20 protein-coding genes are annotated in these 24,279 nt (G+C 58.6%); 15 read left to right on the forward strand and 5 right to left on the reverse strand.

Features of this window, described 5'->3' with window-relative positions; genetic code table 11:
• Positions 1-4: 4 nt before the first annotated feature.
• Positions 5-403, forward strand: a complete 399-nt coding sequence (locus DBY20_03045) for a NimC/NimA family protein (protein ID PWL78873.1) — start codon at positions 5-7, stop codon at positions 401-403.
• Positions 404-577: 174 nt separating this feature from the next.
• Here the strand turns inward: DBY20_03045 and DBY20_03050 are convergent, their stop codons facing one another.
• Entirely contained in the window at positions 578-2,641 is a 2,064-nt protein-coding gene (locus DBY20_03050; protein PWL78874.1) for an NADH:flavin oxidoreductase, read from the reverse strand.
• 248 nt (positions 2,642-2,889) lie between these two features.
• On the opposite strand from DBY20_03050, the gene DBY20_03055 reads away from it, so the two are divergent.
• The 12 genes from DBY20_03055 to DBY20_03110 all read left to right on the forward strand — a co-directional run bounded on the left by DBY20_03055 (position 2,890) and on the right by DBY20_03110 (position 15,604).
• Positions 2,890-3,585, forward strand: a complete 696-nt coding sequence (locus DBY20_03055; protein ID PWL78875.1) for an ethyl tert-butyl ether degradation protein EthD — start codon at positions 2,890-2,892, stop codon at positions 3,583-3,585.
• Positions 3,586-3,833: 248 nt separating this feature from the next.
• A complete protein-coding gene (locus DBY20_03060; protein PWL78876.1) occupies positions 3,834-4,325 on the forward strand; it encodes a transcriptional regulator in 492 nt (163 codons plus the stop codon).
• A 24-nt stretch (positions 4,326-4,349) separates the two neighbouring features.
• On the forward strand, positions 4,350-5,096 hold the full coding sequence (locus DBY20_03065; protein ID PWL78877.1) for a short-chain dehydrogenase: 747 nt from the start codon (positions 4,350-4,352) through the stop codon (positions 5,094-5,096).
• A gap of 20 nt (positions 5,097-5,116) precedes the next feature.
• On the forward strand, positions 5,117-7,177 hold the full coding sequence (locus tag DBY20_03070; GenBank protein PWL78878.1) for an NADH:flavin oxidoreductase: 2,061 nt from the start codon (positions 5,117-5,119) through the stop codon (positions 7,175-7,177).
• 299 nt (positions 7,178-7,476) lie between these two features.
• Entirely contained in the window at positions 7,477-8,796 is a 1,320-nt protein-coding gene (locus DBY20_03075; GenBank protein PWL78879.1) for an MFS transporter, read from the forward strand.
• A gap of 105 nt (positions 8,797-8,901) precedes the next feature.
• Positions 8,902-10,299: a C4-dicarboxylate ABC transporter gene (locus tag DBY20_03080; protein PWL78880.1), complete on the forward strand. Its 1,398-nt coding sequence runs from the start codon at positions 8,902-8,904 to the stop codon at positions 10,297-10,299.
• A gap of 360 nt (positions 10,300-10,659) precedes the next feature.
• Positions 10,660-11,922, forward strand: coding sequence for an MFS transporter (locus DBY20_03085; GenBank protein PWL78881.1), 1,263 nt, complete (start codon positions 10,660-10,662; stop codon positions 11,920-11,922).
• A gap of 25 nt (positions 11,923-11,947) precedes the next feature.
• Positions 11,948-12,649, forward strand: a complete 702-nt coding sequence (locus DBY20_03090) for an ethyl tert-butyl ether degradation protein EthD (protein PWL78882.1) — start codon at positions 11,948-11,950, stop codon at positions 12,647-12,649.
• A gap of 67 nt (positions 12,650-12,716) precedes the next feature.
• Complete coding sequence (locus tag DBY20_03095) at positions 12,717-13,613, forward strand: NAD(P)-dependent oxidoreductase (GenBank protein ID PWL78883.1); 897 nt, start codon at positions 12,717-12,719, stop codon at positions 13,611-13,613.
• A gap of 18 nt (positions 13,614-13,631) precedes the next feature.
• Positions 13,632-14,381 carry a short-chain dehydrogenase gene (locus DBY20_03100; protein ID PWL78884.1) on the forward strand — a complete coding sequence of 250 codons (750 nt, stop codon included), beginning with the start codon at positions 13,632-13,634 and terminating at the stop codon, positions 14,379-14,381.
• A gap of 12 nt (positions 14,382-14,393) precedes the next feature.
• On the forward strand, positions 14,394-14,885 hold the full coding sequence (locus tag DBY20_03105) for a nuclear transport factor 2 family protein (GenBank protein PWL78885.1): 492 nt from the start codon (positions 14,394-14,396) through the stop codon (positions 14,883-14,885).
• 29 nt (positions 14,886-14,914) lie between these two features.
• Positions 14,915-15,604, forward strand: a complete 690-nt coding sequence (locus DBY20_03110) for a hypothetical protein (GenBank protein PWL78886.1) — start codon at positions 14,915-14,917, stop codon at positions 15,602-15,604.
• A gap of 18 nt (positions 15,605-15,622) precedes the next feature.
• Here the strand turns inward: DBY20_03110 and DBY20_03115 are convergent, their stop codons facing one another.
• A complete protein-coding gene (locus DBY20_03115; protein ID PWL78887.1) occupies positions 15,623-16,318 on the reverse strand; it encodes a DUF554 domain-containing protein in 696 nt (231 codons plus the stop codon).
• A complete protein-coding gene (locus DBY20_03120) occupies positions 16,315-16,785 on the reverse strand; it encodes a MerR family transcriptional regulator (protein PWL78888.1) in 471 nt (156 codons plus the stop codon). The genes DBY20_03115 and DBY20_03120 overlap by 4 nt, the downstream gene beginning before the upstream one ends.
• 179 nt (positions 16,786-16,964) lie before the next feature.
• Between DBY20_03120 and DBY20_03125 the strand changes: the two genes are divergently transcribed.
• Positions 16,965-17,579 (forward strand): DUF1269 domain-containing protein, encoded by a 615-nt coding sequence (locus tag DBY20_03125; protein ID PWL78889.1) that lies wholly within the window; start codon positions 16,965-16,967, stop codon positions 17,577-17,579.
• A gap of 123 nt (positions 17,580-17,702) precedes the next feature.
• Positions 17,703-19,991, forward strand: coding sequence for a heavy metal translocating P-type ATPase (locus tag DBY20_03130; GenBank protein PWL78890.1), 2,289 nt, complete (start codon positions 17,703-17,705; stop codon positions 19,989-19,991).
• A gap of 332 nt (positions 19,992-20,323) precedes the next feature.
• Here DBY20_03130 and DBY20_03135 read toward each other — a convergent pair whose 3' ends face one another.
• Together DBY20_03135 and DBY20_03140 are read right to left on the reverse strand one after the other, a co-directional pair.
• Entirely contained in the window at positions 20,324-22,321 is a 1,998-nt protein-coding gene (locus DBY20_03135; GenBank protein ID PWL79404.1) for a multidrug transporter, read from the reverse strand.
• Between the two features lie 84 nt (positions 22,322-22,405).
• Positions 22,406-24,190, reverse strand: a complete 1,785-nt coding sequence (locus DBY20_03140; GenBank protein ID PWL79405.1) for a glycoside hydrolase family 2 — start codon at positions 24,188-24,190, stop codon at positions 22,406-22,408.
• Between the last annotated feature and the right edge of the window lie 89 nt (positions 24,191-24,279).

Consider the following 24,279-nt stretch of genomic DNA (forward strand, 5'->3'; position numbering starts at 1 on the left):
TTCCATGGACGAGGTCTACGAGTTTCTCAAGGAAAAGGCACCTACGTATTACCTGGCAACGGTCGAGAACGGCGACCCGCGCGTGCGGCCTTTCGGCACCGTCGACCTCTTCGAGGGCAAGCTCTATATCCAGACGGGCAAGAACAAGAGGGTCTACCGGCAGATTATGGATCATCCGCAGGTCGAGATATGCGCCTGTGTCGGCCCTGAGTGGCTGCGTCTTTCCGGCGAGCTCGTGCCCGATGACCGCGTGGAGGCCAAGAAGCACATGCTCGACAACTATCCTGCGCTGCGTGGCATGTACGACGAGAACGACGACAACACCATCGTTCTGTACTTCAAGAACGCGACGGCGACCTTCGAATCCCTGGCGGATGGCTCCAAGCGCACAGTAGGTTGGTAAAAGTGGCCCAATGAGACAGATGTACCTGTCCAATGCGTCTCATCCACAAAGGAGGAGGCGAGTGAGGAGGAGGGACCCTCACCCGCCGGAGTGGCGTGCTGGCTACCAGACCAGCACCTGTGGCGCCTATGCTCTTGGGACGCTGCGCTCTTAAATGCCCCAGACTGAGCGCACTTACATCTTCACGGCCGCCAAGCGTCCGTCGAGCATCGCATGTTTCAGGAAGGCGTTGTCTCCGCCCAGGGTCGAGCCGATTTCGTATACCTCGGGCACGATTTGCTTGAGCTGCTCGTAGAAGCTGGGATCATGTTGCTCCGGGAGCATGACCATCACGCTATCGCAGCCGATGTCCTCGGCCTTTCCGTCGACTTCGACAGTCACCGACTTCTTGTCGATGCGCAGTAGCTGCGCGTTATAGATGATCTGCACGCCATGCTCCTCGAACCACGGAACGAGGCGCACCTTGTACTTCTGGGGCACTAGGCCACCGACATCCTCGGTCTCGGCAAGGAGGATGACTTCCTTGCCACGATGGGCCAGAAACGTCGCGCACTGGGCACCTTCGGCGCCGGCACCCAGAATCACGATCTTCTTGCCGACGGGAAAGACCTTCTCGCTCATGGACGCGAGCTTCCTGGGACCGAACATCTTCATGGGAATGGAGGCGAGCTTGGTCATTGCCGGTATCGTGAAGACGTTCTTTCGGTCGATGCCAGCGATGTCGGGAATGAAGTAGGGCGAGCTGTCCGCGAGTACGACGATGTCCGGTTTCTCTCGTTTCACGAGGTCCAACGTCACTTCAGTCTTGAGTTTGACGGTGACATTTGACTTTTCGATCATGGTGGTGAGGTAATCGAAGAGCGGCATGACGTCCTCATCCTTGTCGCCCTTTATCATGGAGGCAAGCTTGATGCGGCCACCGAGCTCGCTCTTCTTCTCGTATATCGTCACGTCGAATCCGCGTTCGGCGGCATCGAGCGCGCATTGCATGCCAGCCGTGCCACCGCCGATCACCATGACTTTCTTGCGTGTCTCGACGGGCTTGAGCTCAAGCTCACGCTCGCGGCCAAGCGCGGGGTTCACGCGGCAGATGCGAGGGGATGTGACGGGATCCTCGCAGCTCGCGCAGCGATTGCACCGGCGTATCTCATCGAGGCGGCCTTCCTTGACCTTGTTGGCGAACTCGGGATCGGCCCAGAGGTAGCGCCCGTAAGCGACTATGTCGGCATAGCCCTCACGCAGCACGCGCTCGCCCTTGACCTCGTCCATGCGCCCGACGCCGATGACCGGAACGTTAACGGCTTTTTTGACGGCCCGGATTCCCGGCATGAGGATGCCCAGGTCGTCAAAATTCTTCATGTAGGGTTCCATGAAGGGCTCGGGGTCGGGGTAGGGGAAGTAGTCGGGACAGTAGCGGAAGGGAAGCTTGCCGTATCCGTAGCCCGATACGCTTATGTACTGGTAACCATAGGATTCGAGGGCCTTGGCATTCTCGACGGCGAGCTCGGGCGTGATGCCGCCCGAGACGAGCGGCGACCATTCCTGGCCGTTGATGCGCGTGCCTATGACGAAGTCCGGCCCGCATGCGTCGCGTACCATGTCGTAGATCTCGCGCATGATGCGCGTGCGGCTCTCGGCTGTCTGTGGACCGTACTCGTCGTCGCGATGGTTCCAAATGGGACTCAGGAAGCTGTTGAGGAAGTAGCCGTGAGCAGCGTGGATTTCCACGGCGTCAAAACCGGCCTTCCACAGGCGTATGGCTGCATCGACGATGAGCTGGCGTTTCTCGACGAGCTCGTCGTGCGTGAGACCGTGGGTCGCGAGTCCCTCGGGAGGAGGGGTGGGAAGGTCCTCGATTTCGAGTGTCGAGGCGCAGATGGGCCTGCCGCCGCCTTGCACGGGGGCGAGCGGGCCGCCATGATGGAGCTGGCCGATCACGCGGCAATCGTACTGGTGCAGACGCTCGGCAAGCTCGGTGAGGCCAGGGATGAACCTGTCATCGTAGGCACAGAGGTAGATGCCACCACCTACTGGTGGTTCCCAGTTGATGCCGGCTATATCGATGGCACCGACACCGCCCTTGGCCATGCTTTCGTACAGATCAATGCCCGCGCTGCCATCGGCGGTACCGTCGAGATTCCACCTCCACGTTGACTGAGGCGCCTTCATGATCCTGTTTTTCATCTTGAAGCTCGGAGCGATTTCGATGGGTGACATGAGATGTTCGAATTCTTGCATCATTTCCTCTTTCGACGGCCAATACGGGACTGTGCGTTTGTGTGGCTGTCATCATAGGGAGCATGATGGGGACATTCCTAGTACGCACTTTATTGTTAGCGCTTTTACGCGGTTTTCGATGAGATGACGTGGGACTTCTCATGTCTCCCCTTACTTTTAAGTGCGTAATTGTTTCGGCGTAATCCCGTTTCTAGAATTCTGGAAGAAGGCAGGATTATGTGAGGGTTTTCTAAGGAGAGTGATCACACATGATTAGCAGAATGGGTCTTTTGAAGCGCAAAGAGGGTACGACGCAGGAAGAGTTCAAGGACTACTGGCTCAACGTCCATGGCCCCATCGCCGCAGAGATGAAGAACCTGCGCCACTATTCCCAGCATGCGGTATGCGACAACGAGCACCGTCATCCCCTGGGTCAGGGTCCCATCATTATCGATGGCTATTCCGAGCTGCAGTTTGACAGCTATGGCGATATGGTCGAGGGCGTCATGTCGCTCGATGGCAAGGGCGCCGATGACGTTCCGAAGTTTGCCGATCCGCACAATCCCATTCTCGTTTGCGTGAAGAAGTTCGTGAAGCACACTCCCAAGTACTTGCTCAACGGCGACAAGCCGCTTATCAAGCGCGTCTCGTTCATGGGCCGAGCCGAGGGTGTGAGCGCCGAGGAATGGATGTACCAGTGGTGGGACGTCCATACCGAAATGGTGCATACCATGCCGGGTTACGTGGGTTATGCGCAGAATCTCGTCATCGATCGCATCGTCAACGGCGTCTCCGTCCATTATGACGAGCTTCCGGTCGAGGGCGTCGTCGAGTTCTGGTTCGAGAACATGGATGCCTTCAACGAATGCTACGACTCCCCCGAGTTCAAGAGGACATCGCAGCATGGCAGCGAGTTCATTGGCGCGATTAACACGTATCTTACCGAGGTACACGACATACTCTAGTTTGAAGCGTGAAGGTTTGGGCCGGGCTCGACGAGTCCGGCCCCATGCTGTTGCGAACGGGGAAGGCCAGGCATCAATGAGGTCATGTCTTCGGTCTCGTATCTACCACAAACCCCCTGGTTCTGTGATTGCTTTCAGGGGGGGGGGGGTAATAATAATCTCCTTGCATCTCCATTGCGCGGGGATTTCGTGAGTGTCTTTGACCGGAGGCCGGTCGAGGTAATGGCGTGGCTCGGGAGGCGATTGTGATGGATCCTAACAGTATCGACAGGTTAACCTCATGCATGCTCACGCAGGTCCTCACAAAGATTCTGGGAGGTAAGTGGAAGCCGTTCATCATCTGGTATTTGAGCTTGCAACCTCATCAACGCGCGCGCTACGGTGAGCTCAAGAAGATCATTCCCTACAAGATATCGGACAAGATGTTCTCGCAACATCTCAACGAGCTCGAGGAGATGGGCATGCTCGAGCGCGTCGTGGTCGAAGACAAGCCCCTGTGGGTCGATTATCTCCTCACACCAGACGGTATCAGCATGGCAAACCTCCTGTACCTCATTCGCGATTGGGGTGTCGTACACCTTAACTTCTCGGTCGAAGCGCTTAAGCAGACGAAGGGCCTCCTTAACGATGGCAAGCTCGAGTACGGCACCGTAGGCGAGGACGGCATGATCGATAAGACGCGTGAGCACATCGTCTGGTACTTCGACACCGCGGGTGACGAGGACGAGACCGAAGAATAGGCCAGTGAAAGGTAAGGAGAAACGATGGGCAAGAGGTTCGAGGACAAAGTGGCCGTGGTGACGGGCGCGGCAAATGGCATTGGCCATTGCATTGTCTGCCGTCTTCTCGAAGAGGGTGCCAGGGTTGCGGCCCTCGATATCGAGGGTGACACGTTGGCGCGCGAATTCGAGGATAACGAGAACATCGCGATCTATCCTCTCGATGTCGCCGATTACACCATGTGCAACAAGGTTGTCGACGAGGTGCTCGAAGCATACGGGCATATCGACATCCTTTTCAGCAACGCGGGCATCATCAAACGTGGGAGCGTGCAGAGCACCACCGAGGAGGAATGGCGCCGCGTCATCGACATCAATCTCAATGGATGTTTCTGGATGGATCAGGCTGTGGCGAAGTCGATGATAGAACGCGGAATCAAGGGCGCCATCGTCAACACGAGCTCATGCACGTCGCGCACGGTCTCCAAGAACACCGGTGCGTACGCTGCCAGCAAGGCTGGCGTGTCCCAGCTGACCAAATGGCTTGCGCTGGAGCTTGCCGAGTACGGAATCCGCGTCAATGCCCTCGGGCCGGGCACGAGCATGACGCGTATCACCGAGGGTACGAGGAATGATCCCGAGCGCAATGCACAGTTTCTCGCCAACATTCCCATGGGTCGCTATGGCACTCCCGAAGAGGCCGCGAATGTCGCGCTGTTCCTGGCAAGCGACGACGCTTCCTACGTTACCGGCGAGACCTTGGTTGAGGATGGCGGCTTCACGCTGTTCTAGGGCATTGGAGGAATCAATCCATGGGTGGGTTCGAAAAACTTATGTCTCCGCTGGAGATCACGCCGAAGATTATCTTTAAAAACCGCATCATGAAGACGGGCCAGTCAACGTTTCGCTGGAACGATGACGGCACCGCCGATGGAAGCGCGGCAATCGGCTTGTACGAGAGCATTGCCGCAGGCGGCGCGGCGGCCGTGGTCATCGGTGGCGTCATGTGGGATGACATGCCCGGGCGCTACTGCAATGTCTGGGATGACAAGTTCATTCCGGGCTTGACCGAGCTCGCGGAGGCCGTGCATCGTCATGATAGCTATATCATAGGGCAGCTTCATCACGGCGGGCCTTCCGCGGCCGTGCTTGGCGAAGGACGACCCTTCAGCTCGTCGACGATCGAGACCGAGGACCTTCCCATTCCCGAACCCGAGGGACGTGCGACACGTGGTCTTTCGGTCGAGGAGATTCACGATAAGGAGAAGCTCATCGTCGAGGGTGCCGTGCGCATGAAGAAGGCTGGCTTTGACGGTGTCGAGGTACATGCCGCACATGGGTATCTGCTCAATAGTTTCCTGAGCCCCCTATGGAACAAGCGCGATGACGAGTATGCCTTCGAGAACGTGGCCAATCGCACACGTGTCATGGCGGAGCTCTACCAGATGATTCGCGAGGCGTGTGGCCCGGACTTCCTCATCGGCACGCGCATCAACGGCATCGAGTTCTCGCCTTTGACGGGAAACAACGGTATCACGCCCGACATGGCGCGCGATACCGCCATAGCACTCGAGATGATCGGATACCAATACATTAGCGTGACCGGCTATGGCTACGGAAAGCTTCCGTTTCGCTTCATTCCGGACTACTTCCCGTATCCCGATCCCGAGCCTCACATGCGTCCGTACATGAAGGATTACGAGGACATGGGACTGCTGCTTCCGGCGGCAAAGTACATCCGCGATGCCGTCAAGGTGCCCGTCGTGTGCGTCGGTCGCATGGACGAGGTCAAGGGAGAGCGCGCGCTTGAGGAAGGTTATGCCGACATCATCGGTTTTGGCCGCTATCTGTGGGCAGATCCCGAGTTTCCCAACAAGGTGAAGGAGGGGCGCATCGACGAGATTCGCCGGTGCAATCGCTGCGGGTCGTGTCAAGACCCGCTCGTCTCACCGCGTATCTGCCGTGTGAATCCGGCACTCGGACGCGAGAGGGAGCTCGCCCTCACGCCTGCCGTTGAAAAGAAGAAGGTGATGGTCATCGGCGGAGGTCCCGCTGGCATGCAGGCGGCCATCGACGCGGCGGCCCGCGGTCATGATGTCGATTTGTACGAGAAGTCCGCTGCGCTGGGCGGTAGGCTCAAGCTGGCATCGATGATCAAGGGCAACAAGGTCGAGGACATCATGCCCATCTACGACTACCTCACCACCATGGTGGGCAAGTCCGACGTGCGCGTGCATCTCAACGAGGAGGTCACGCCCGAGCTCGTCAGGCAAGAGAAACCCGATGTGGTCATGCTCGCCAATAGCTCGCCGTATCTGGTCCCCGACATTCCCGGTATCGACGGCAGCAACGTGTACACCATCCCCGGGCTTTCGAAGCTCGCGAAACTCCCGCTCAGGCTCTTCGGTCCCGAGTTCGTGCACAAGGCAAGCAGGCATTTCATGCCCGTGGGCAAGAAGATAGTCGTTTTGGGCGCCGGCGCCGAGGGAGCGCAGTGCGCAACATTCATGGCCCACTGCGGCAAGGATGTCACGCTGCTTGCAGAAGACGACGACATCGGCGGTCTGGTGCCCGTGCCGTATAAGGTGCGTCTGGAGCCCTGGTTCGAGGAGAACGGCGTCGAGGTCGTGCGCAATGCCACATGCAAGGAGATCCGCAAGGGTCTCGTCATTGCGGAGGTGGATGGCAGGGAGCGTACCTTTGGCTGCGACAGCGTGCTCGTCATGCTTCCCGAGAAGCGCGATGCGGCGTTTTGCGATGAGCTCAGGAGCGCGGGTGTTGAGGTCATGGAGATTGGCTCCACGCTGGGAGGCGATAACGCATTCGTCAAGCACGCCATCATCGATGGCAGAGAGGCCGCATGCCGGATCTAGTCGCTTGACCCATCGTTCGAGGGCTTTCCGCTTTACTCGGGGCGGGAAGTCCTTTCTCCTCCCCATCTTACCTTTTGGTAAGGACTAACTTATTTGTGCGTTATTGAGCGCCGTTCCCTGCCGGCCATACCATTTCCCTTAGATGGGATACATGCATCTTCCCGTAGCCCGATCGTGTCGATCGCAATGCTTTGCACGGACGTAGATGCAGATGGGAAGGCGCCTCGCGATACCGGACTCCCGCACATGGAGCAGCTTGCTTTGGGGCGCATGGAGGTCTTTACGAAAGGGGAGCACGCATGGCAAAAGAAGTTCAACCCGCCCAGAAGAACGCATCGCTTTTCAAGTCGATACTCTCTGGATGTCTGGGTAACGTCCTGGAATGGTACGACTATGGTCTATACGGTTACTTTGCGGTCGTCATTTCCGCGGAGTTCTTCACGTCCGAGGATCCCGTTGTCGGCATTCTGATGAGTTTCATGGTGTTTGGCGTCGGCTTTGTCGTGCGTCCCATCGGCGGTCTCATCATGGGAGCCTACGCGGATAAGCACGGTCGCGTGAAGTCGCTCACCGTCACCATCATGGCCATAGGCATATGCACCATGCTCATGGGGTGTCTGCCGACCTATGAGCAGATCGGCATCATGGCACCCATCCTGCTCACGATCCTGCGCTTGCTGCAGGGCCTGGCGACGGGTGGCGAGTTCGGATCCGCCCTCACGTTCATCTCGGAGTTCAACAACGGCAAGAACATCTCCTTCCTCGTCAGCTGGCAGCCGTTCAGCGTCGGCGTCGGCATGCTCATCGGCTCCATCACCGGCCTGATTTGCACCTCTGCCCTGTCCCAACCCGACCTCTATGCCTGGGGTTGGCGCATCCCGTTCCTCATCGGCATCGTCGTCGCCGTCTATGGCGTCTACCTGCGTAGGAGCGTGCCCGAGCCTCCCGAGTTCGAGAAGATGAAGGAGCAGAAGAAGGCCACCGAGGAAGATCACACGCCCGTCAAGGTCCTCTTCAAGAAGCATTGGGTCGCCATGATCACCAACATCGGCCTGCTTGCCGGCACCAGCGTGTCCTATTACCTATTGGTGACCTATCTGCCCACCTATATCAAGGAGTTCGTCGGTGGGACCATGCTCGAGGGCTTCATCGTCAACACAGCCGTCGTTGCCGTATATTTGGTCCTCTGCCCGTTTGCGGGCATGTTCGCGGATAAGTTCGGGCGCAGGAAGTCCGTCATCATCGCGTGTCTGGGATTCATCGTGCTTGCCTACCCGGTCTTCTGGGCCGTCATAAACGGGCATGCCGTGCTGATCATGATCTGTGCCCTTGCATGCCTGCTGCCCTTCCAGTCACTCAACGCGGTGGCCGTGGCGACGGCGGCATCCGAGGTGTATCCCACCGAGACGCGTAACAGCGGCGTCGGCCTTGCCTACAACCTTGCGGCTGCGGTTTTCGGCGGCATGGCCCCGGCCATTGCGACGGCGATTATCGCCGGGACGGGAAATGCGATCTCCCTGGCCTTCTTCATCATCGCCGCTGACGTCGTCTCGATTCTCGTCGCGATCTTCCTCATGAAACGCTACTACCGCAAGGACGGTACGCCGGTCAATAGCTAGCTCTGCCACAGATCAGTTCGTCTCGCGCCGTCATATGGGCGCAGGGGGAAACGTCCTCCTGCGCCCATGCAGTTCTCGTTTGCCTTTTCAAGGGGAGAAGATCCGATGAAGGAGCCCGTTACCATACGTACCGTGCGCAGCGTCATCACCCTGTGCTTCGCCGTGTGCTACATCATCAACGTCTTTCTGCATGCTCCGCTGCTCGATGACGTGAACATCGCCCTCATGGTCGTGGTACTCGTGATGAGCGTCTTCGTCTCGACGGGGTCGTCGCGGCTCATCGGCGTCATCCTCATCGCCATAAGCGTCGGGTTGCTGTTGTATGCCCAGGCACCGGCCGAGGAGTGGGTGCGTGCGCTTCGCAAGAACGCCGATCTCATCGTCATGTTCGTCCTGATTCCGCTTATTGGCATACCCGTCCAACATGGGGGCTATAACGAATCGCTGAGGAGCCTGTTTGCGCGATACGCCAACTCGGAGGGGCGATACTATTCGCTCGTAAGCGGCATGGCAGCCGTGGCCGGTGCGCTCATAAGCATCGCCGCCGTACCGCTTACGTTCGAGATGTCGCGTGAAAGCCGTCTGGGAGCCAACAAGAGGCTCCTGGGGACGGCCCTTGCGCGCGGGTTCGTCACGTGCATGATATGGGCGCCCACATCGGCGACCATCGCCCTGGTCGTTTCGGTGACAAGTGCGCAGTGGGTAAGCTTCGCCCCCTGCGCGATCGTCTGCGCACTTGTAGCGGAGGGTGTCGGCATCCTGATGACGGTGCTCTCGTGCAAGAAGGGCGGGAGCGCTTGTGCGATGGACGATGACGCGAGTGCATCCAAGGACGTTTCCGGAGGCATCGACAAGGCGAAAGTGGCGGAGCTCGCCGTCTTTTCCGTGCTCCTTATAGTCTTCATCGCCCTGGTCTCCCAGCTGTTTGGTCTTTCGGCCATTATCGTCGTCGCCATGGCATCGTTGGTGTGGCCCTTTGTCTGGATGCTCGTCATCAGGCGGTTTTCCCTGTATCACAAGGAGCTCAAGAACGCGTATTTCGAGAAGAAGCTTCCCGGTGCCAAGAACCAGATCGTCCTTTTCGCGGGAGCGGGCATGCTCGCCCAGAGTATCGGCTATTCGGGTATCGGCGATGTCATTGCGCAAGCTCTCGTGCTCACCACCGGACAAAGCGTGCTGCTTCTGACGACGGCCATCGTCGTCATCGTCTTGCTTACCTGCGCGGCGGGGATTCATCCCATCGTTGCCACGGCCGTCATAGGAGGTGCCATCGACCCGGCGCTGTGCGGAATCTCGGCCGCGTACCTTGCGCTCGTCCTGTCGATGAGCTGGGCGTTGGGCAACACGATCTGCCCCGCTTCGGCAAACGTCATCGCCGTTGCGGATATGGTGCGGGCATCTCCCGTCGAGGCGAGCCTCAAGTGGAATGGAGTCTACGCGGCCGTCACCGCTGCCGCCCTCATCGCCTGCGTCATGCTCATGAGGGGGCTCGGCTTTTTGTAGGCAAATGTGACTGTCGTACTTACGTATACGGCAGCTTCTTACTTTTAAGTGCGTTATTGAGGTCACACTGAAACCCTCATAGCATACATCTCGTGAGGAGGGATACCTTCAAGGTAAGTGGGTCATCTTTCTCGTTGTTTTTCTCTGGCTTCTTGGCAGGAACCGCAATGCAGCGGTGAGGATCTAGTCCGGTTTCGGCATCAATTGACTCCGACACATCAGCACGCATCGCAACATCGGAATCATGTGCGTATAGAACGGTTTGCACGTCGAAACGAAAGGAGGAGGGGTCTCGGTTTGGGGGAAAGGCGATGCCTTTCACATGCACGCAATCTTTCGGAAGCTATATTGGAGGAACACATGGCAATGAAGCCTAAATCGCGCTGGGTGGTTCTCGTTGGCGCGGCAATGTGCGGAGCAATCACCGCATCATTGAATTGCTACAGCATTTTTCAGAAACCCATGATGGCCGAGTTTGGCTGGTCACCACAGATCGTTGCGCTTGCCTACACGCTCGCCATCGTTGTCATCGGCTTTGCGGGTGGCCCCGTTGGCGGCTGGTTCCAGCGCAAGTTCGCGGCTCACAAGATCATGCTCGTCAGTGGCATCGTCTTTGGCATCGGTTGGATTCTCACGGGCTTTTCCACGAATCCCATCATGCTGCTCATCACCTTCGGCATCATCGTCGGCTTTGCCGATGGCATCATCTACAACACGTCACTGGCCTTGACCACGCGCTGGTTCCCGGACAAGAAGGGTCTCGTCAACGGCATCTCGCTTGCCACGATGGCACTGTGGCCGCTGTGGACGGCTCCGGTCGGAAACATGATCGTGCAGGCAATCGGTCCCATGCCCTCGTTCATGGTCGTGGGCGCGTTCAGCATCGTGATGTTCCTTATCTTCTCGTGGCTCTGCTATGTCCTTCCGCCTGCGGATTACCAGCCCGAAGGATGGAATCCTCCCGTTGACGAGGAGGCCAAGAACCGCAGGAGCTACACCACTCCCGAGATGATGAAGACCCCGCTCTTCTGGATCATGGTCATCGTATTCGCGCTCACCGCATGCACGGGCGTGTTCATGCTTGGCACCGCGTCTCTCGTCGGCCAGACGCAGGCGGGCATGGATGCCGCGACGGGCGCCATGATGGTCAGCATCTTCGCAGTTGCCAATGCCGCCGGACGCTTTGGCTTCGGCACGCTTTCCGACAAGATCGGGCGATTCCAGACGCTGTTCATCGTCATTGGCATCACCGCGGTGATTCACCTGTTCCTCTATGGAAACACCGATTCCACGATGCCCTTCATCATCGAGTCGATTGTCCTGGGCATGTGCTTTGGCGGCATCATGGCCATCATGCCCTCGCTTACCGGCGATGCCTTTGGCCCGGCTAACATGGGCCAGAACTATGGCTTCATGTACTGGGGTTATGCGCTTGCGGCCGTCATCGGCCCCATGCTCTCCGCCAATACGCTTGCCGCCACCGGCAGCTATAGCACGGCGTTTCCCATCCTGGGCGTCCTTTGCATCATCGCGATCATCCTGCTTGCGATCGGTTTGCCGATCTACAACAAGATGAAGGCTCGTGATGCCGCCATGATGGAAGCCAAGAACGCCGAGAACTAAACAACCTTGAAGAAGGGGAGTAGTCATGATTTCCAGGATTAACCTACTCAAGTGCAAGGAAGGGGTTTCCGAAGAGGAGTTCCGCGCGGTGATGATGGGGGAGGTGCGTGACCTAATCGCCAAGATGCCCCTGTTGCGCACGTGCGAGATCAACTTCGTGACCGACAAGCAGCAACGTTCGCATCTGGGCCGCGGCGCAATCGACATCGACGGTTTCATAGAGATGATCTTCGATAGCTACGGGGACATGGCCAAGTGCATGGCCCAGACCGGTGATGCTCTCGATGACGTGCTCGAACCCATCGTGGAGGAGCCCATCCCCGCGCTTGTCACGGTCAGGAAATTCGACAAGCTCGTCCCCGAGTATCTCAAGGACCGCGACATCATCAAGCGCGTCTCGTTCTGCGATCGCGCCGAGGGCGTCGATGCCATGACCTTCCACTTCGAGTGGTGGTACGTCCACTCCATACTGGTGGAGCTGATGGGAGGATGCTGCGGCTACAACCAGAACCTCGTGATCGACCGCTGCATCGGTGACGAAGAGGTCCATTACAAGGACCTCCCGGTCGAGGGCATGGTCGAGTTCTGGTTCGAGGACATGGAGGCCTTTGACGAATGCTACGGCAGCGTGGGCTTCAAGAAGCGCGCAAGCGTCCATGCCGCCGAGTTTATCGGAACGGTGACGACCTACTTTGTCGAAGCGGTTCCTGTCGAGCTGGAAGACTAGTCGATTCATGCGGCCGCATCGGATACGAAAATTCGATGCGGCCGCCTTTTCCTGAATGGAGAGAAGCATGAAGTCAAAGCGCGCGGAGTTTTTCGATGATGCCGTCCTCTCGGGTCCAGGCCAGGCAGAGTTCGAGGAGAGGGTCTATGGCGAGGAGCAGGCAAAGCACTGGCCTCGGGTCGAGAAGGGCTCCGGGAAGTTCGAAGATCAGGTGGTCATCGTGACCGGTGCCGCTGGCGGTCAAGGCGAGATGGAAGCCAAGATGTTCGCCCAGCAAGGCGCGACGGTCTACATGACTGACGTCAAGGAGGACGGGCTCAGGCGCGTGGAAGCGCAGATCAGGGATGACGGGGGAGAGGCCGTGGTCTTTCCCATGGACGTCGTCGATGAGGTCGCCTGGCAAAAGCTTGTCGCGAAGATTCTCGATGAGCAGGGGCATCTCGACGTGCTCGTGAACAATGCCGGCATTTGCATGAACGGATCGGTTCTCACGGCATCTCGCCAGGATCTCGAGCGCATGATGGACGTCGATTGCTGGGGTGTCTACAACGGCATGCACTACTGCGCCCAGGCCATCATCGACTCGGGTGGTGGTGCCATCGTCAACACCTGTTCCTATCAGGGCAATCACTTTGGTCCCGGCAATTTTATCGGCTATGCGATGGCCAAGGCGGCGGCTTTGGGCGCAACCCGTGCCGCAGCTACCGACCTGGGGGCCTACGGGGTGCGCGTCAATGCGGTAAACCCCGGGCTCATCCTTACGGACATGACGCTGCCTAGAGGGCAGAACCGCAAGGGTCTCAGCGAGGCGTCATCGATGAAGCGCTACGCGCTTCCCGAAGAGATCGCCTCGGTCGCGCTGTTTCTTGCTTCCGATGAAGCGAGCTTCATCAACGGCGAATCCATCGCGGCCGATGGCGGTGCCACGACCTATCTACACCTGGCAACGGCTGACAAGCAATAGGATCGAAAGGATGCTTCCATGGAAAAGCAAAGATTCATCGACAAGATCGCACTGGTGACCGGTGGTGCCAATGGCTTGGGCCGTGGCATGACCGAGCAGCTCGTGAAGGAAGGCGCACAGGTCATCGTCTTCGATATCGAAGACGATACCATGGAAGAGGTCTACGCCGATAACGAGCGCGTGTATTGCATGCACTGCGACGTACGCGACTATGGCCAAGTGCAGGAGAGCGTCGCCAAGGTCATCGAGGAGTTCGACCATATCGACGTCCTTATGAACAACGCGGGCATCACCCATCGTCAGCCCTTCCTCGAGTGCAGTCAGGAAGGCTGGCTCGACGTCATGGACACGAACCTGAACGGCGTCTTCTACGTGGGCCAGGCCGTTGCGCGCACGATGGTCGACAAGGGCATCAAGGGATATATCGTCAACACGAGCTCCAATAGCGCACGTAAGACCATCGGCGGCATCACGCCCTACGGTCCTTCCAAGGCGGCCGTGAGCATGCTCACGCAGGTCATGGCGCTCGAGCTTGCCAAATACGACATTCATGTCAACGCCGTTGCCCCGGGCACCTCGAAGACCCGCATCACGGAAGGCACGAGGTTCGACCCGGAGCGCAACGCCGCCTTCCTGGCAAAGATGCCGTTTGGTCGTTATGGCGAAATCGAGGAGATGGTAAGCGTCGCCCTCTTCCTTGCCTCGGATGATGCCTCGTTCATCACGGGCGAGACCATCTACGAAGAGGGTGGATTCAGCCTCTTGTAAGGAGGGATTGACATGAGCACCATGGAGGACCTCGAAAAGCGCATTCAGAATCTGGAAGACATGCGCGCAATTGAGCGTCTGCAAGCGCAGTATTGGGATTACCTCGACGCCAAGAACTGGGATGGTCTTGCTGGTATTCTCGTCGACGATTTCGTGTTCATCAACAACACGACAGGTGGGCGCTACGAAGGGCGCGATGGCATGCTCGAGACGATGAAGGGCAAGTTTGGCGAGGGCGTGACCTCGAGTCACCAGGGGCATCATCACTGGATCGACATCACGGGGCCAGATACGGCAACGTCGCACTGGTCGCTTGAGGATGATCTCTACGATGCGGAGAATGGTGGCGAGTTTGTCGGGCGTGCCCACTATGACAACACGTACGTGAAGATCGATGGCCGCTGGTACTTTACCGAGATGTCACTGACGTACCTGCGTGGCAAAGCCGAGATAAAGAAGCGTTACGAGGACACGGCCAATGCGTACAAGGTCTTTATGATGTAGGCACTTTTCAAATAGAAAGGGCAGGCACGATGATTTCCTGCATTAACCTCTTTCGCAAGGATCCGACTATTTCGGACAATGATTTCGACGTGTTCCTCAATGATGTCTATGCACCCTTGTGTCTTCAAATTCCCGGGCTTGAATCCTTCGAGTTCGATAGGGTGACTGCCAAGGAGCAAGGCGATGCCTCGTCCGAGGCGATTCTCGCCGATGCGTTTACCATCGAGCGCTATGTCGATCTCGATGCATACGAGCAGGCGAGAAAATCCGATGCATACGCGGCCGTCCTGCGAGAACGTGTGAATGCGGTGGTATACGAGGAGACCTACGTCTGTCTCGAGAACGTGTCCATTCCCCTGCGCGTCGAGGACGAGTGCCACAAAAAGATGACCTTGCTGGGCCGCACGATGCCGGACGTATCGTTCGAGGACTTTACCCGCGAATGGTTTGTCGTCCATTCGGGGTGCATGGCGAAGATGCCCACTGACATTTTCTATGGCTATAACCAGCATCTGATCATCGACCGCATGGTAAACGGTCGTCATGTCAGCCACGAGAGGCTCCCCTTCGACGGGATTCTCGAGCTGTTCTTCAGCGAGGCGTCCGATGTTGCCAACGCATTCAAGACCATCCCCGAAGGCCAGGCCACCGTGGCCCATCGCAAGGAATTCATGAGCAGCGTCAATCCGTTTCTCGTCGACTTCACCGTCGTGAAATGACGCAAGGATGCTGGTGGCCTACAGGAAGGGCGTCAGCAACTGGATGGCGAGGAACCATAGGGGCGGGACGAGCAGTGCCGGCAGCAGGTTCATCACGGGTATTTCTTTGACCTTGAGTATGCCGAGGCCCGATGCCAGGATGAGGAAGCCGCCCACGACGGTGATTTCCGCCATGAGGTCTGCCGTGAGGAAGGGCTGGAGCTGGGCGGCGAGTAGGAATATCGCGCCCTGCCAGCAGAAGAGCACGATGGCTGCGAGCGCGATGCCGATGCCGAAGGACGAGGCGAGCACCATCGAGGTCACGAGGTCCAGCGTGGCGTTCGTGAGCAGGAAGGTCTCGTCACCGTAGAGGGCGCTGTTGATGGGGCCGATGATGGAGAGCGCACCGAAGCAGAAGATCATGATTGCCGTGGAGAGCCCCTGCGAGAGGTTCGATTCCGATTTGGAACGCTTGTCGACGAAGCGGTCGAAGCGGCCGTTGATGTCAAGTGCCGTACCGATGACGCCACCGATGGCGAGACTCGCGATGAAGAGAACCGGATAGACGCTTTCGCCCATGCCCTTGACGATGGAATTGGCGCCGATGCCTACGGCGGCAAGGCCCATGGCGAGGAAGAGCACGTCCTGGTACTTTTCGCCAAGTCCACGCTTGGCCACGGCCCCAATCGAGCTTCCCAAGACAATTGCCGCAGTGTTCGCGATGGTTCCGATCATTCCGATTCCCTTTCCAGATGGTTCTCATTTTGGAGAAACGCACGCGCATAGAGCTCACGAGCCTCTTGGGGGAGGCTGTCGGGAGCACCTTGGGCAAAATCCTCGTTGCCCCGCGAGAGGGCCTCATCGTAATACCAGCATTTGTACTCGAGCACGGCAAGCGTCTTTTGCAGTTCCTCGATCTGCTCGAGGGTCTTCAGGCGCCTTTCCTCCATCAGCTCCCGACGCTGTGCATAGCTTGTGCTGCCCTTGGTCGTGAGCTCCATGAACTTTCGGATGTCTCGTATTTCCAGGCCGGAGCGCTTCAGGCATTCGATGATGCGTAGAGTCTCGATATGACCCTCGCCAAAGACTCGCCTACCACCTTGGCGCTCGAGGCCGGGAAGCAGGCCTTCCTTGTCGTAGAAGCGGAGCGTCGAAGGCGAGAGTCCCGTCATCTCTGCTATCTCGCCAATGGAATACTGCATGAAGGCCCTCCTTTCACTTTGCGTGATGATAGCTTGACCTAAAGTCAGGTTCAATTGATTGTTTGTTCTTCCCACTATTTTGTTGATACAACTATGTTTCGGTAAACGGTATGTAATCATTGATGGACGGTGTATACTGGTATCATGCAATATGTGCATCAAAGAATAGGAGCTATGCCATGGAATACGTAACGATGGTAACTTTCCCGGTCGAGAGCCAGGCATACGAGGCGTTTTCCCACCTCAAGAGCAAGCCGGTCACATCGTCTTACACGATTCTCCAGATGGTCATCGTGAAGAACACCGATGGAAACATCGTGCCCAAGGACGGGTTCGATTCGGGTCAGGACACGACGGATGACACGTGGATGGGCGGCCTGCTCGGAGCAGCCGTGGGCATACTCGGAGGTCCCATCGGCATCCTGCTCGGCGGTGGCGTTGGGCTACTCGCGGGAAGCCTCGTCGACGAGAGCGATGCCGCGGACAACACCTCGCTGCTTGCCTACAGTAGCCGTTCGCTGCTTCCGGGACAGACGGCCCTCATCGCGCTCGTGCAAGAGGACGACTCCGCGGATTTCGACATGCAGTTCGATGGTATGGACTGCGCGGTCATGCACTGGGATGCCGCCGAGATCGCCGATGAGGTCGATCAGGCCGACCAGATCCAGAAGGAGCTCGCCAAGGAGGCCCGCGAAAAGCTGCGCGCCCAGCGCAAGGCAGACCGGCACGAGGCAATCGAGAAGAAGCGCACCGAGATCAAGCAGAAGTTCGAGGATTTCAAGAAGAGCCTCTAGAAGCGGATGCTTGCGACAATTCCAGGGTGGTTTCCCGTGGGGGGCCACCCTGTTTTCTTTCATGTGTCGAATTCTTTATGCTAAGCTCAGGATTATAGAGGAAAGACGCGAAAGGGGGCGTTCATGCAAAGCACCGTACGCCTGGCCATCGATGGCATGCATTGCGCGAACTGCGCTGCCAACATCGAAAAGCACTATCGTTCGACTCCCGGGGTGGTTGATGTCGCGGTCAATTTGGCAAACAACACGGGCAAGGTCACGTTCGATCCCTCGCAAGCAAGCGTAGATGACATGCTCGCCGTGTTCGACAACCTCTCGTTCACTGCCGAGATCATCCCGGAAGATGCCCCTCTCGTGGATGAGAGGCGCCGTGCGAAAGAAATGACGCGTGCGAAACGGGACACGAAGGTCTTCGCGACGGCATGCGTCTTTACCGTCGTCGTCTTCTGCATCGGAATGCTTCCCGGATGGCACATGGGCGTGGGAGGTGCGCTCGCGGGCATCTTCGTTGCAGATCCTACGCACGCCCAGTCGATGTTTGCATGCAACCTTTTGCTCATGGTGCTCACGATTCCCGTGCAGTTCTGCTGTGGCGCACGATTCTACAAAGGCGCATGGGGGTCGCTCAGGGGCGGCTCTGCCAATATGGACGTGCTGGTCGTCCTGGGCACCACCATTGCGTTCGCGTTCTCCGTCTATATCACGTTTCTGCCGGTCATCACCAGCGACTGGGGTCCTGGAAGTGCTGCAATGGAGATAAACGACGGCATGCCGTACTTCGAGACCTGTGCCATGCTCATCACGTTCGTCTTGCTGGGAAAGATTCTCGAGGGAAGGGCGAAGGGAGCAACCAACCAGGCAATCGAGGCTCTCATGAACCTCACCCCACCTACCGCTCGTGTCATCCGCGGTGGCAAAGAGCAGGAGATTCCCCTGGCACAGGTTGCCGCAGGTGATACCGTCGTCGTCTTTCCCGGTGAGAAGATGCCGGTTGATGGCGTCGTGATCGAAGGCTCGACCGAAGTCGACGAATCCATGCTCACGGGAGAGACCCTTCCCGTCGTCAAGGGCGAAGGCGATGCGGTTACGGGAGGTTCGCAGAACACCACGGGATCTGTCACCGTGCGTGCCCTTCGCGTGGGTGCGGATTCAACGTTGGCGCGCATCGTGCGTGCGGTCGAGGATGCCCAGGGATCGAAAGCTCCCATCCAGCGCATCGCCGACAAGATCGCATCGATTTTCGTGCCGGCCATCTTGATCATCGCGCTGTGCGTCTTCTGCGTCTGGTTCTTCTTCGTGGAGCCTGATGTGGCGTCCCATCGCCTGCAGCAGGCGTTGATGCCGGCTATCGCGGTCATCTGCGTGGCATGTCCCTGTGCGCTGGGTCTTGCCACGCCGACCGCTCTCATGGTGGGCATGGGAAAGGGCGCCCAGCTTGGCATTCTGATCAAAGACGGCTCCGTGCTCGAGATGCTCGTGAAGCTCTCGGCCATGGTCTTCGACAAGACCGGCACCATTACCAGGGGTGAGCCAAGCGTCGTCACATGCGATGTCGCAGACGAGGCACTGGCCATGGCGACTGCGGTCGAATCGAAAAGCGAGCATCCGCTTGCCCATGCCGTCGTTTCCTATGCCGCCGCGCGAGGTATTGATGACCTTCCCGAGGTCACCGACTTCAAGGCTGTCATCGGCGAGGGCGTGAGGGGAAAGGTCGACGGGCATGACGTCTTTGTCGGCACGAGCGTTGCGCTGGAAGGTGCAGGATCGGGCGTTCTTGTCAGCATCGATGGCGAGCCTATGGGATACATCCAATTCAAAGATGAGCCGAAACCGGATGCGGCTTTTACGGTGCATGCCCTCATGAAGGACTTCGGTATCGCCTCGTATATGGTGACGGGTGACAACGAGAAGACCGCGAGGCTTGTCGCCTCCGAGGTCGGCATTGTGGATACCCATGTCTTTGCAGGGGTCAAGCCGCTTGAAAAGGCCAGTCGCGTACTCGAAGTGAAATCTGCCGAAGACGTGCGCATGCTCGAAGCGGCTTCGAAGAAGGCGCAAGATGCCGAGGCAAAGAACATCGTCGCATTTGTCGGCGACGGCATTAACGATGCACCTGCGCTGGCCGCGGCAGACGTGGGCATCGCCATGGCATCGGGCACGGATGTGGCGTTGGATGCCGGCAGCGTCGTGCTCATGCGCAATCGCCTGAGTGACCTAGTCGTAGCACTGCGGCTTTCCAAAGCGACCATGCGCAAGATACGCCAGAACCTCTTCTGGGCACTCATCTACAACTGCATCATGATTCCGCTGGCCGCCGTGGGCATCCTGGCACCAGCGCTCGCGGGCGCCGCCATGGCCCTGTCGAGCGTAAGCGTTGTCTGCAACTCGCTGCTGCTCAAACGCTTCCGGTAGGCACCATCGTTATCTCGATCGGAGGCGCCGCAAGGCCGCCTCTTCTGTCATCTCGACCGGAGGCGCGCAGCGCCGGAGTGGAGAGATCTCCAAGCTGGCGAGATTTCTCGACTCCGCTCGAAATGACAATGGCTGGCGAGATTTCTCGACTCCGCTTCGCTCCGCTCGAAATGACAATGGCTGGCGAGATTTCTCGACTCCGCTTCGCTCCGCTCGAAATGACAATGGCTGGCGAGATTTCTCGACTCCGCTTCGCTCCGCTCGAAATGACAATGGCTGGCGAGATTTCTCGACTCCGCTTCGCTGCGCTCGAAATGACAGGGGAGGGGTGCTTACCTGCCGTTCTTGAGCTCGCCGATTGCGCCGGCGATGGCGTGCATGACGTTGCGGCGGCTCAGGGCTCCCACGAGCCTGCCTTCCCCGTCTATGACAGGCATCTTCTTGATGCGCTTTTCGGAGAGCGTGTGGACTGCCTTGTCGAGCGGCGTGTCCTCGTGCACGGAGATGACGCGTTTCGTCGCGATGTCCATGACATCGAGGTTGAGCAGGTCGACCAAGCGCGAGGTGAGCGCGGTGTCATCCTCGAAACGGTAGATGTTGAGCGTCGAATCGAGCAACGAGATGTCGTTGCTGCCAAGGTAGGAGGCCACATCGCCATCGGAAATGAAACCGACGAGCTTGCCATTCTCGTCGATGACGGGCAGGCCGCTCGCGTCATGCGCCGCCATGAACTCGATGACCTCGTCCATGGTCGTACCGGCGAGGACGGCAAGGGGATTGCGGTTCATGGCATCCGAGACGTGGTACTGCATCTCTCCGGAGCCGTCGCTGCCAGCCTCGGCCGCGATGTTCTCGCTTTCCGTGGCATCCACCGTCACGCCGTCAAAGCCGGCTGCGTAATCGACAGTTTCGTCGCCGGCTGCCTGTGCCTCGACTTCCACGACACCCTTCTTCCTCGCCTTGTCGCGTACGAAGAAGAGGATGACGAGTACGGCGATGACCATGATCGCCGCCGTGGTGGTAAACGCCATGTGATCGCCGATGAACATCTGCTCGATGCCTACGGCATCAGGCGCGAAGACGGGAGCGAGCGCCGAGATAGACACGAGAACGGCCGTACCGAGCGAGGCAGCGACCTGGTTGAGCGTATTGGACAGGCCCTGCGCGTGCTGGATTACCTCATTGGGCAGCGAATTGACGCCCCAGGTGTTGAGTGGGGTCATCGTGAACTGCAGGCCGATGGTGAGGATCGTGTAGGCGAGCATGATGAAGATGAAGTCGGTATCCATACCCAGAAGCGTGAGGCAGAAGGCGCCGAAGAGCGCGACGATGGAGCCAGGCACGACGACCTTGCGAACGCCAAAACGGTCGAAGAGGCGGCCGCTCACGAGGCCCATGAACGCACCGATGACTGCGCCGGGCAACATGGCGATACCCGACATCGTGGCCGAGTAACCGCAGACACCTTGGATGTAGAGGGGCGTGATGACGCCTGTGCCCATGAGGGCGGCCTGCACGATGACGATGATGATGACGGTCGTCGCGTACTTGCGCGTCTTGAGGATGTCGACCTTGAGCATGGGGACGGGCAGCTTGAGTTGGCGACGCACGAAGAGACCCACGAGTATGAGACCGATGACAATGAGCGCGCCTGTTACGGCGAGGTTGTCGCTCGAGGAGAAGGTCGAGAGACCATAGAGCAGGCAGATAAGACCTGCCGATGAGAGCAGGACGGAGAGAGGGTCAAAGCTCGTGCGCTTGAAGTCACCGTAGTTGCGCAGCAACACGAGCGAGAGCGCGAGGACGATGACGGTTAGGATCGTGACGATGCCGAACAGCCAACGCCAGCCAACCGAGTCGACGAGCAAGCCTGCAACCGAGGGACCGATGGCCGGGGCAAAACCGATGATCAGGCCGATGGCACCCATGGCCGTGCCGCGCTTCTCGCGCGGAAAGACGAGCAGGATGACCGTGAACACCATGGGCATGACCATGCCCGTGCATGTGGCCTGCAGCACGCGGCCAAGCAGCAGCACCCAGAAGTTGGGCGCGAGCGCGGCAGCGAGGCTACCAACGGCGAAGATGACGAAGCCCGTGTTGAAGAGCTGGCGCGTCGTGAAGCGTCCGATGAGGAAAGCCGAAAGCGGGATGATGACGGCCTCGACGAGGGAGTAGCCGCTCGTGAGCCACTGCACGGTGGTCGCATCGACCGAGAGGCTTGCCATGATGGCGGGAAGCGCGGGGGAGAGCAGCGTCTGGTTAAGCACCGCCAGTAGCGTGCCCGCCAGCAGCACGCCGATCATTACCATGTCTCTTCTGCTCACACCCAGTGCCATGCTTCATCAGCCCTTCGTTGCTATTCGTCTAAATTGGATTGTGACTACCTATGGTAGCCAAGATTCGGGCCCGAAACGTTACGCCTCGTCAACGGATGTGGGCCGTGCCTTCACGACACGCCGGTCATAGGTGATGAGCCCATTGACCTCTTCCTCGACATCCGTGAGCTGCGTGTAGACGTAACCGGAAAGCCCCTCGGCTTCAAGCGCATTGGCCTTTTCGAGCTCATGTCTGACGGCCGCGGCGAATTCTTCCGCGTCTTCGTGGGTATCGTAGCCGTAGGATCGCTCGATCGCGCTATGTCCTTCGACGCGAAACGCACTGCCGCCGAACTCCGATATGACGCGTGCACGCTCGTCATCGCATCCATGGCCCTTGGGCAGGTGCAGATCGCGGAAGTAGTTGTGCTCGCTGACGTAATCTCCGCCGCCTTGGTCGTACCAACCGCTTGCCTGGTCAAAGGGGCGCGTGTCGTCAAGCTGCGCCAATGCGTTCGTCATCTTGTTCGCTTCGAACTGCCCCCAGGCCTCGTTGAAGACGGTCCAGCTCGCGATGCAGGGGAAGAAGCGGAGATGCTCGATGGTGGCGTGCGCCTGCTCAAGCCAGAGTTCGCGCGCAGATGCGTCTTCGGCACCGAAGCGAGCGAGCTTCTTCGTGTCATCGACATGACGTGCGATGCCGGGAAAGACCGTGGGTAGCTGGCTGGTCCAAAACGCGGGGTAACTCTGGGCGCCTCCGTTGACCATATCCTGCCATACGATCATGCCGAGGCAGTCGCAATGGTAGTACCAGCGTGCCGGCTCAACCTTGAGATGCTTGCGCAGCATGTTGAAGCCGAGCTTGCGGGCCATTTCGATGTCGTAGCGTAGGGCCTCGTCGCTTGGCGCGGTGAGCAAGCCATCGGACCAATATCCCTGGTCGAGCACGCCCTTGAGAAAGAGCGGCTCGTGATTGCAGCAGAAGACCGGCATGCTCTTGCCTTCGACGTACTCGATGGTGAAACTGCGAAATGCGCAATAGCTGCCTACGGCATCCTCGCCATAGGAGATGCCAAGGTCGTAGAGGTGCGGATCAGCGGGGCTCCAGAGGTGAGGATCCGCGAACGCAATCTCGATATCATGGGGGCCGTTGCCTTGCACGGGTGTGCTTGCAGAGGCGACGAGCTCACCTTCGTCGAAGACGTCGACCGAGAGCGCACGCTCGGCATCGTCGATGCTGCCCGCCGCGTGCACGCGCAGCTGCAGCATGTCCTCGCTGGTGCGTATGTCGATCTTCTCGATATACGGGTCGCTGACCTCTTCCATCCAGACGGTCTGCCAGATGCCGCTTTGTGCGGTGTACCAGATGCTGCCACGGTCGAGGCGCTGCTTGCCGCGTGGTTGCGTGCCTATCTCGCTCGGGTCGCGTACGGCAAGGTCGATCGTGGCGACCGACTCTGCGTCGCCGAAGGCCTGCAGGGCGTCCGTGATATCGAAGCTGAAGGGCGTGTAGCCACCGCGATGGCTTCCGACAGGATGTCCGTTGACGATGCACTCGCACGCGAAGTCGACTGCTCCGAAGTGCAGGAGATAGCGTTTGCCCGGGCGCTTGAGCATCGATACGCTACGGCGATACCAGATGGTCTCGTGGGGAAGCAGCTGGTGGCCCACTCCCGAGAGCGCTGATTCGGGGGAGAAGGGAACGAGTATTTGCCCGCTATAGACGGGGTCGGCTTCGTTTCCCTCCTGCTGGTCCGCGCGTATCGTGCATTCCCACCAGCCATTGAGGTTCGCGTATGATTCGCGGCGCATCTGGGGACGCGGATATTCCTGGAGCAGGTCATGGGGGTCAAGTGTCTCGCCCCAAGGCGTGAGAAGCTGCATGAGCTCGTCGTCGGGATGGGTCTGCAGGGCGCTCTTGAGTGCGCGTCTGAAATCGAACATCTTTGCTGCCCCATCCTTTTTATCTCGCC

It is taken from the genome of Coriobacteriia bacterium (genome assembly GCA_003149935.1).
Lineage (GTDB): Bacteria > Actinomycetota > Coriobacteriia > Coriobacteriales > QAMH01 > QAMH01.

Coding starts and splice junctions, on each gene's coding strand:
- DBY20_03065 (PWL78877.1), top strand. CDS start 4,350: ATGGGCAAGAGGTTCGAGGACAAAGTGGCCGTGGTGACGGGCGCGGCA.
- DBY20_03140 (PWL79405.1), bottom strand. CDS start 24,190: ATGCAGCTTCTCACGCCTTGGGGCGAGACACTTGACCCCCATGACCTG.
- DBY20_03120 (PWL78888.1), bottom strand. CDS start 16,785: ATGCAGTATTCCATTGGCGAGATAGCAGAGATGACGGGACTCTCGCCT.
- DBY20_03095 (PWL78883.1), top strand. CDS start 12,717: ATGAAGTCAAAGCGCGCGGAGTTTTTCGATGATGCCGTCCTCTCGGGT.
- DBY20_03125 (PWL78889.1), top strand. CDS start 16,965: ATGGAATACGTAACGATGGTAACTTTCCCGGTCGAGAGCCAGGCATAC.
- DBY20_03090 (PWL78882.1), top strand. CDS start 11,948: ATGATTTCCAGGATTAACCTACTCAAGTGCAAGGAAGGGGTTTCCGAA.
- DBY20_03060 (PWL78876.1), top strand. CDS start 3,834: ATGGATCCTAACAGTATCGACAGGTTAACCTCATGCATGCTCACGCAG.
- DBY20_03070 (PWL78878.1), top strand. CDS start 5,117: ATGGGTGGGTTCGAAAAACTTATGTCTCCGCTGGAGATCACGCCGAAG.
- DBY20_03075 (PWL78879.1), top strand. CDS start 7,477: ATGGCAAAAGAAGTTCAACCCGCCCAGAAGAACGCATCGCTTTTCAAG.
- DBY20_03110 (PWL78886.1), top strand. CDS start 14,915: ATGATTTCCTGCATTAACCTCTTTCGCAAGGATCCGACTATTTCGGAC.
- DBY20_03100 (PWL78884.1), top strand. CDS start 13,632: ATGGAAAAGCAAAGATTCATCGACAAGATCGCACTGGTGACCGGTGGT.
- DBY20_03055 (PWL78875.1), top strand. CDS start 2,890: ATGATTAGCAGAATGGGTCTTTTGAAGCGCAAAGAGGGTACGACGCAG.
- DBY20_03080 (PWL78880.1), top strand. CDS start 8,902: ATGAAGGAGCCCGTTACCATACGTACCGTGCGCAGCGTCATCACCCTG.
- DBY20_03050 (PWL78874.1), bottom strand. CDS start 2,641: ATGCAAGAATTCGAACATCTCATGTCACCCATCGAAATCGCTCCGAGC.
- DBY20_03115 (PWL78887.1), bottom strand. CDS start 16,318: ATGATCGGAACCATCGCGAACACTGCGGCAATTGTCTTGGGAAGCTCG.
- DBY20_03130 (PWL78890.1), top strand. CDS start 17,703: ATGCAAAGCACCGTACGCCTGGCCATCGATGGCATGCATTGCGCGAAC.
- DBY20_03085 (PWL78881.1), top strand. CDS start 10,660: ATGGCAATGAAGCCTAAATCGCGCTGGGTGGTTCTCGTTGGCGCGGCA.
- DBY20_03105 (PWL78885.1), top strand. CDS start 14,394: ATGAGCACCATGGAGGACCTCGAAAAGCGCATTCAGAATCTGGAAGAC.
- DBY20_03045 (PWL78873.1), top strand. CDS start 5: ATGGACGAGGTCTACGAGTTTCTCAAGGAAAAGGCACCTACGTATTAC.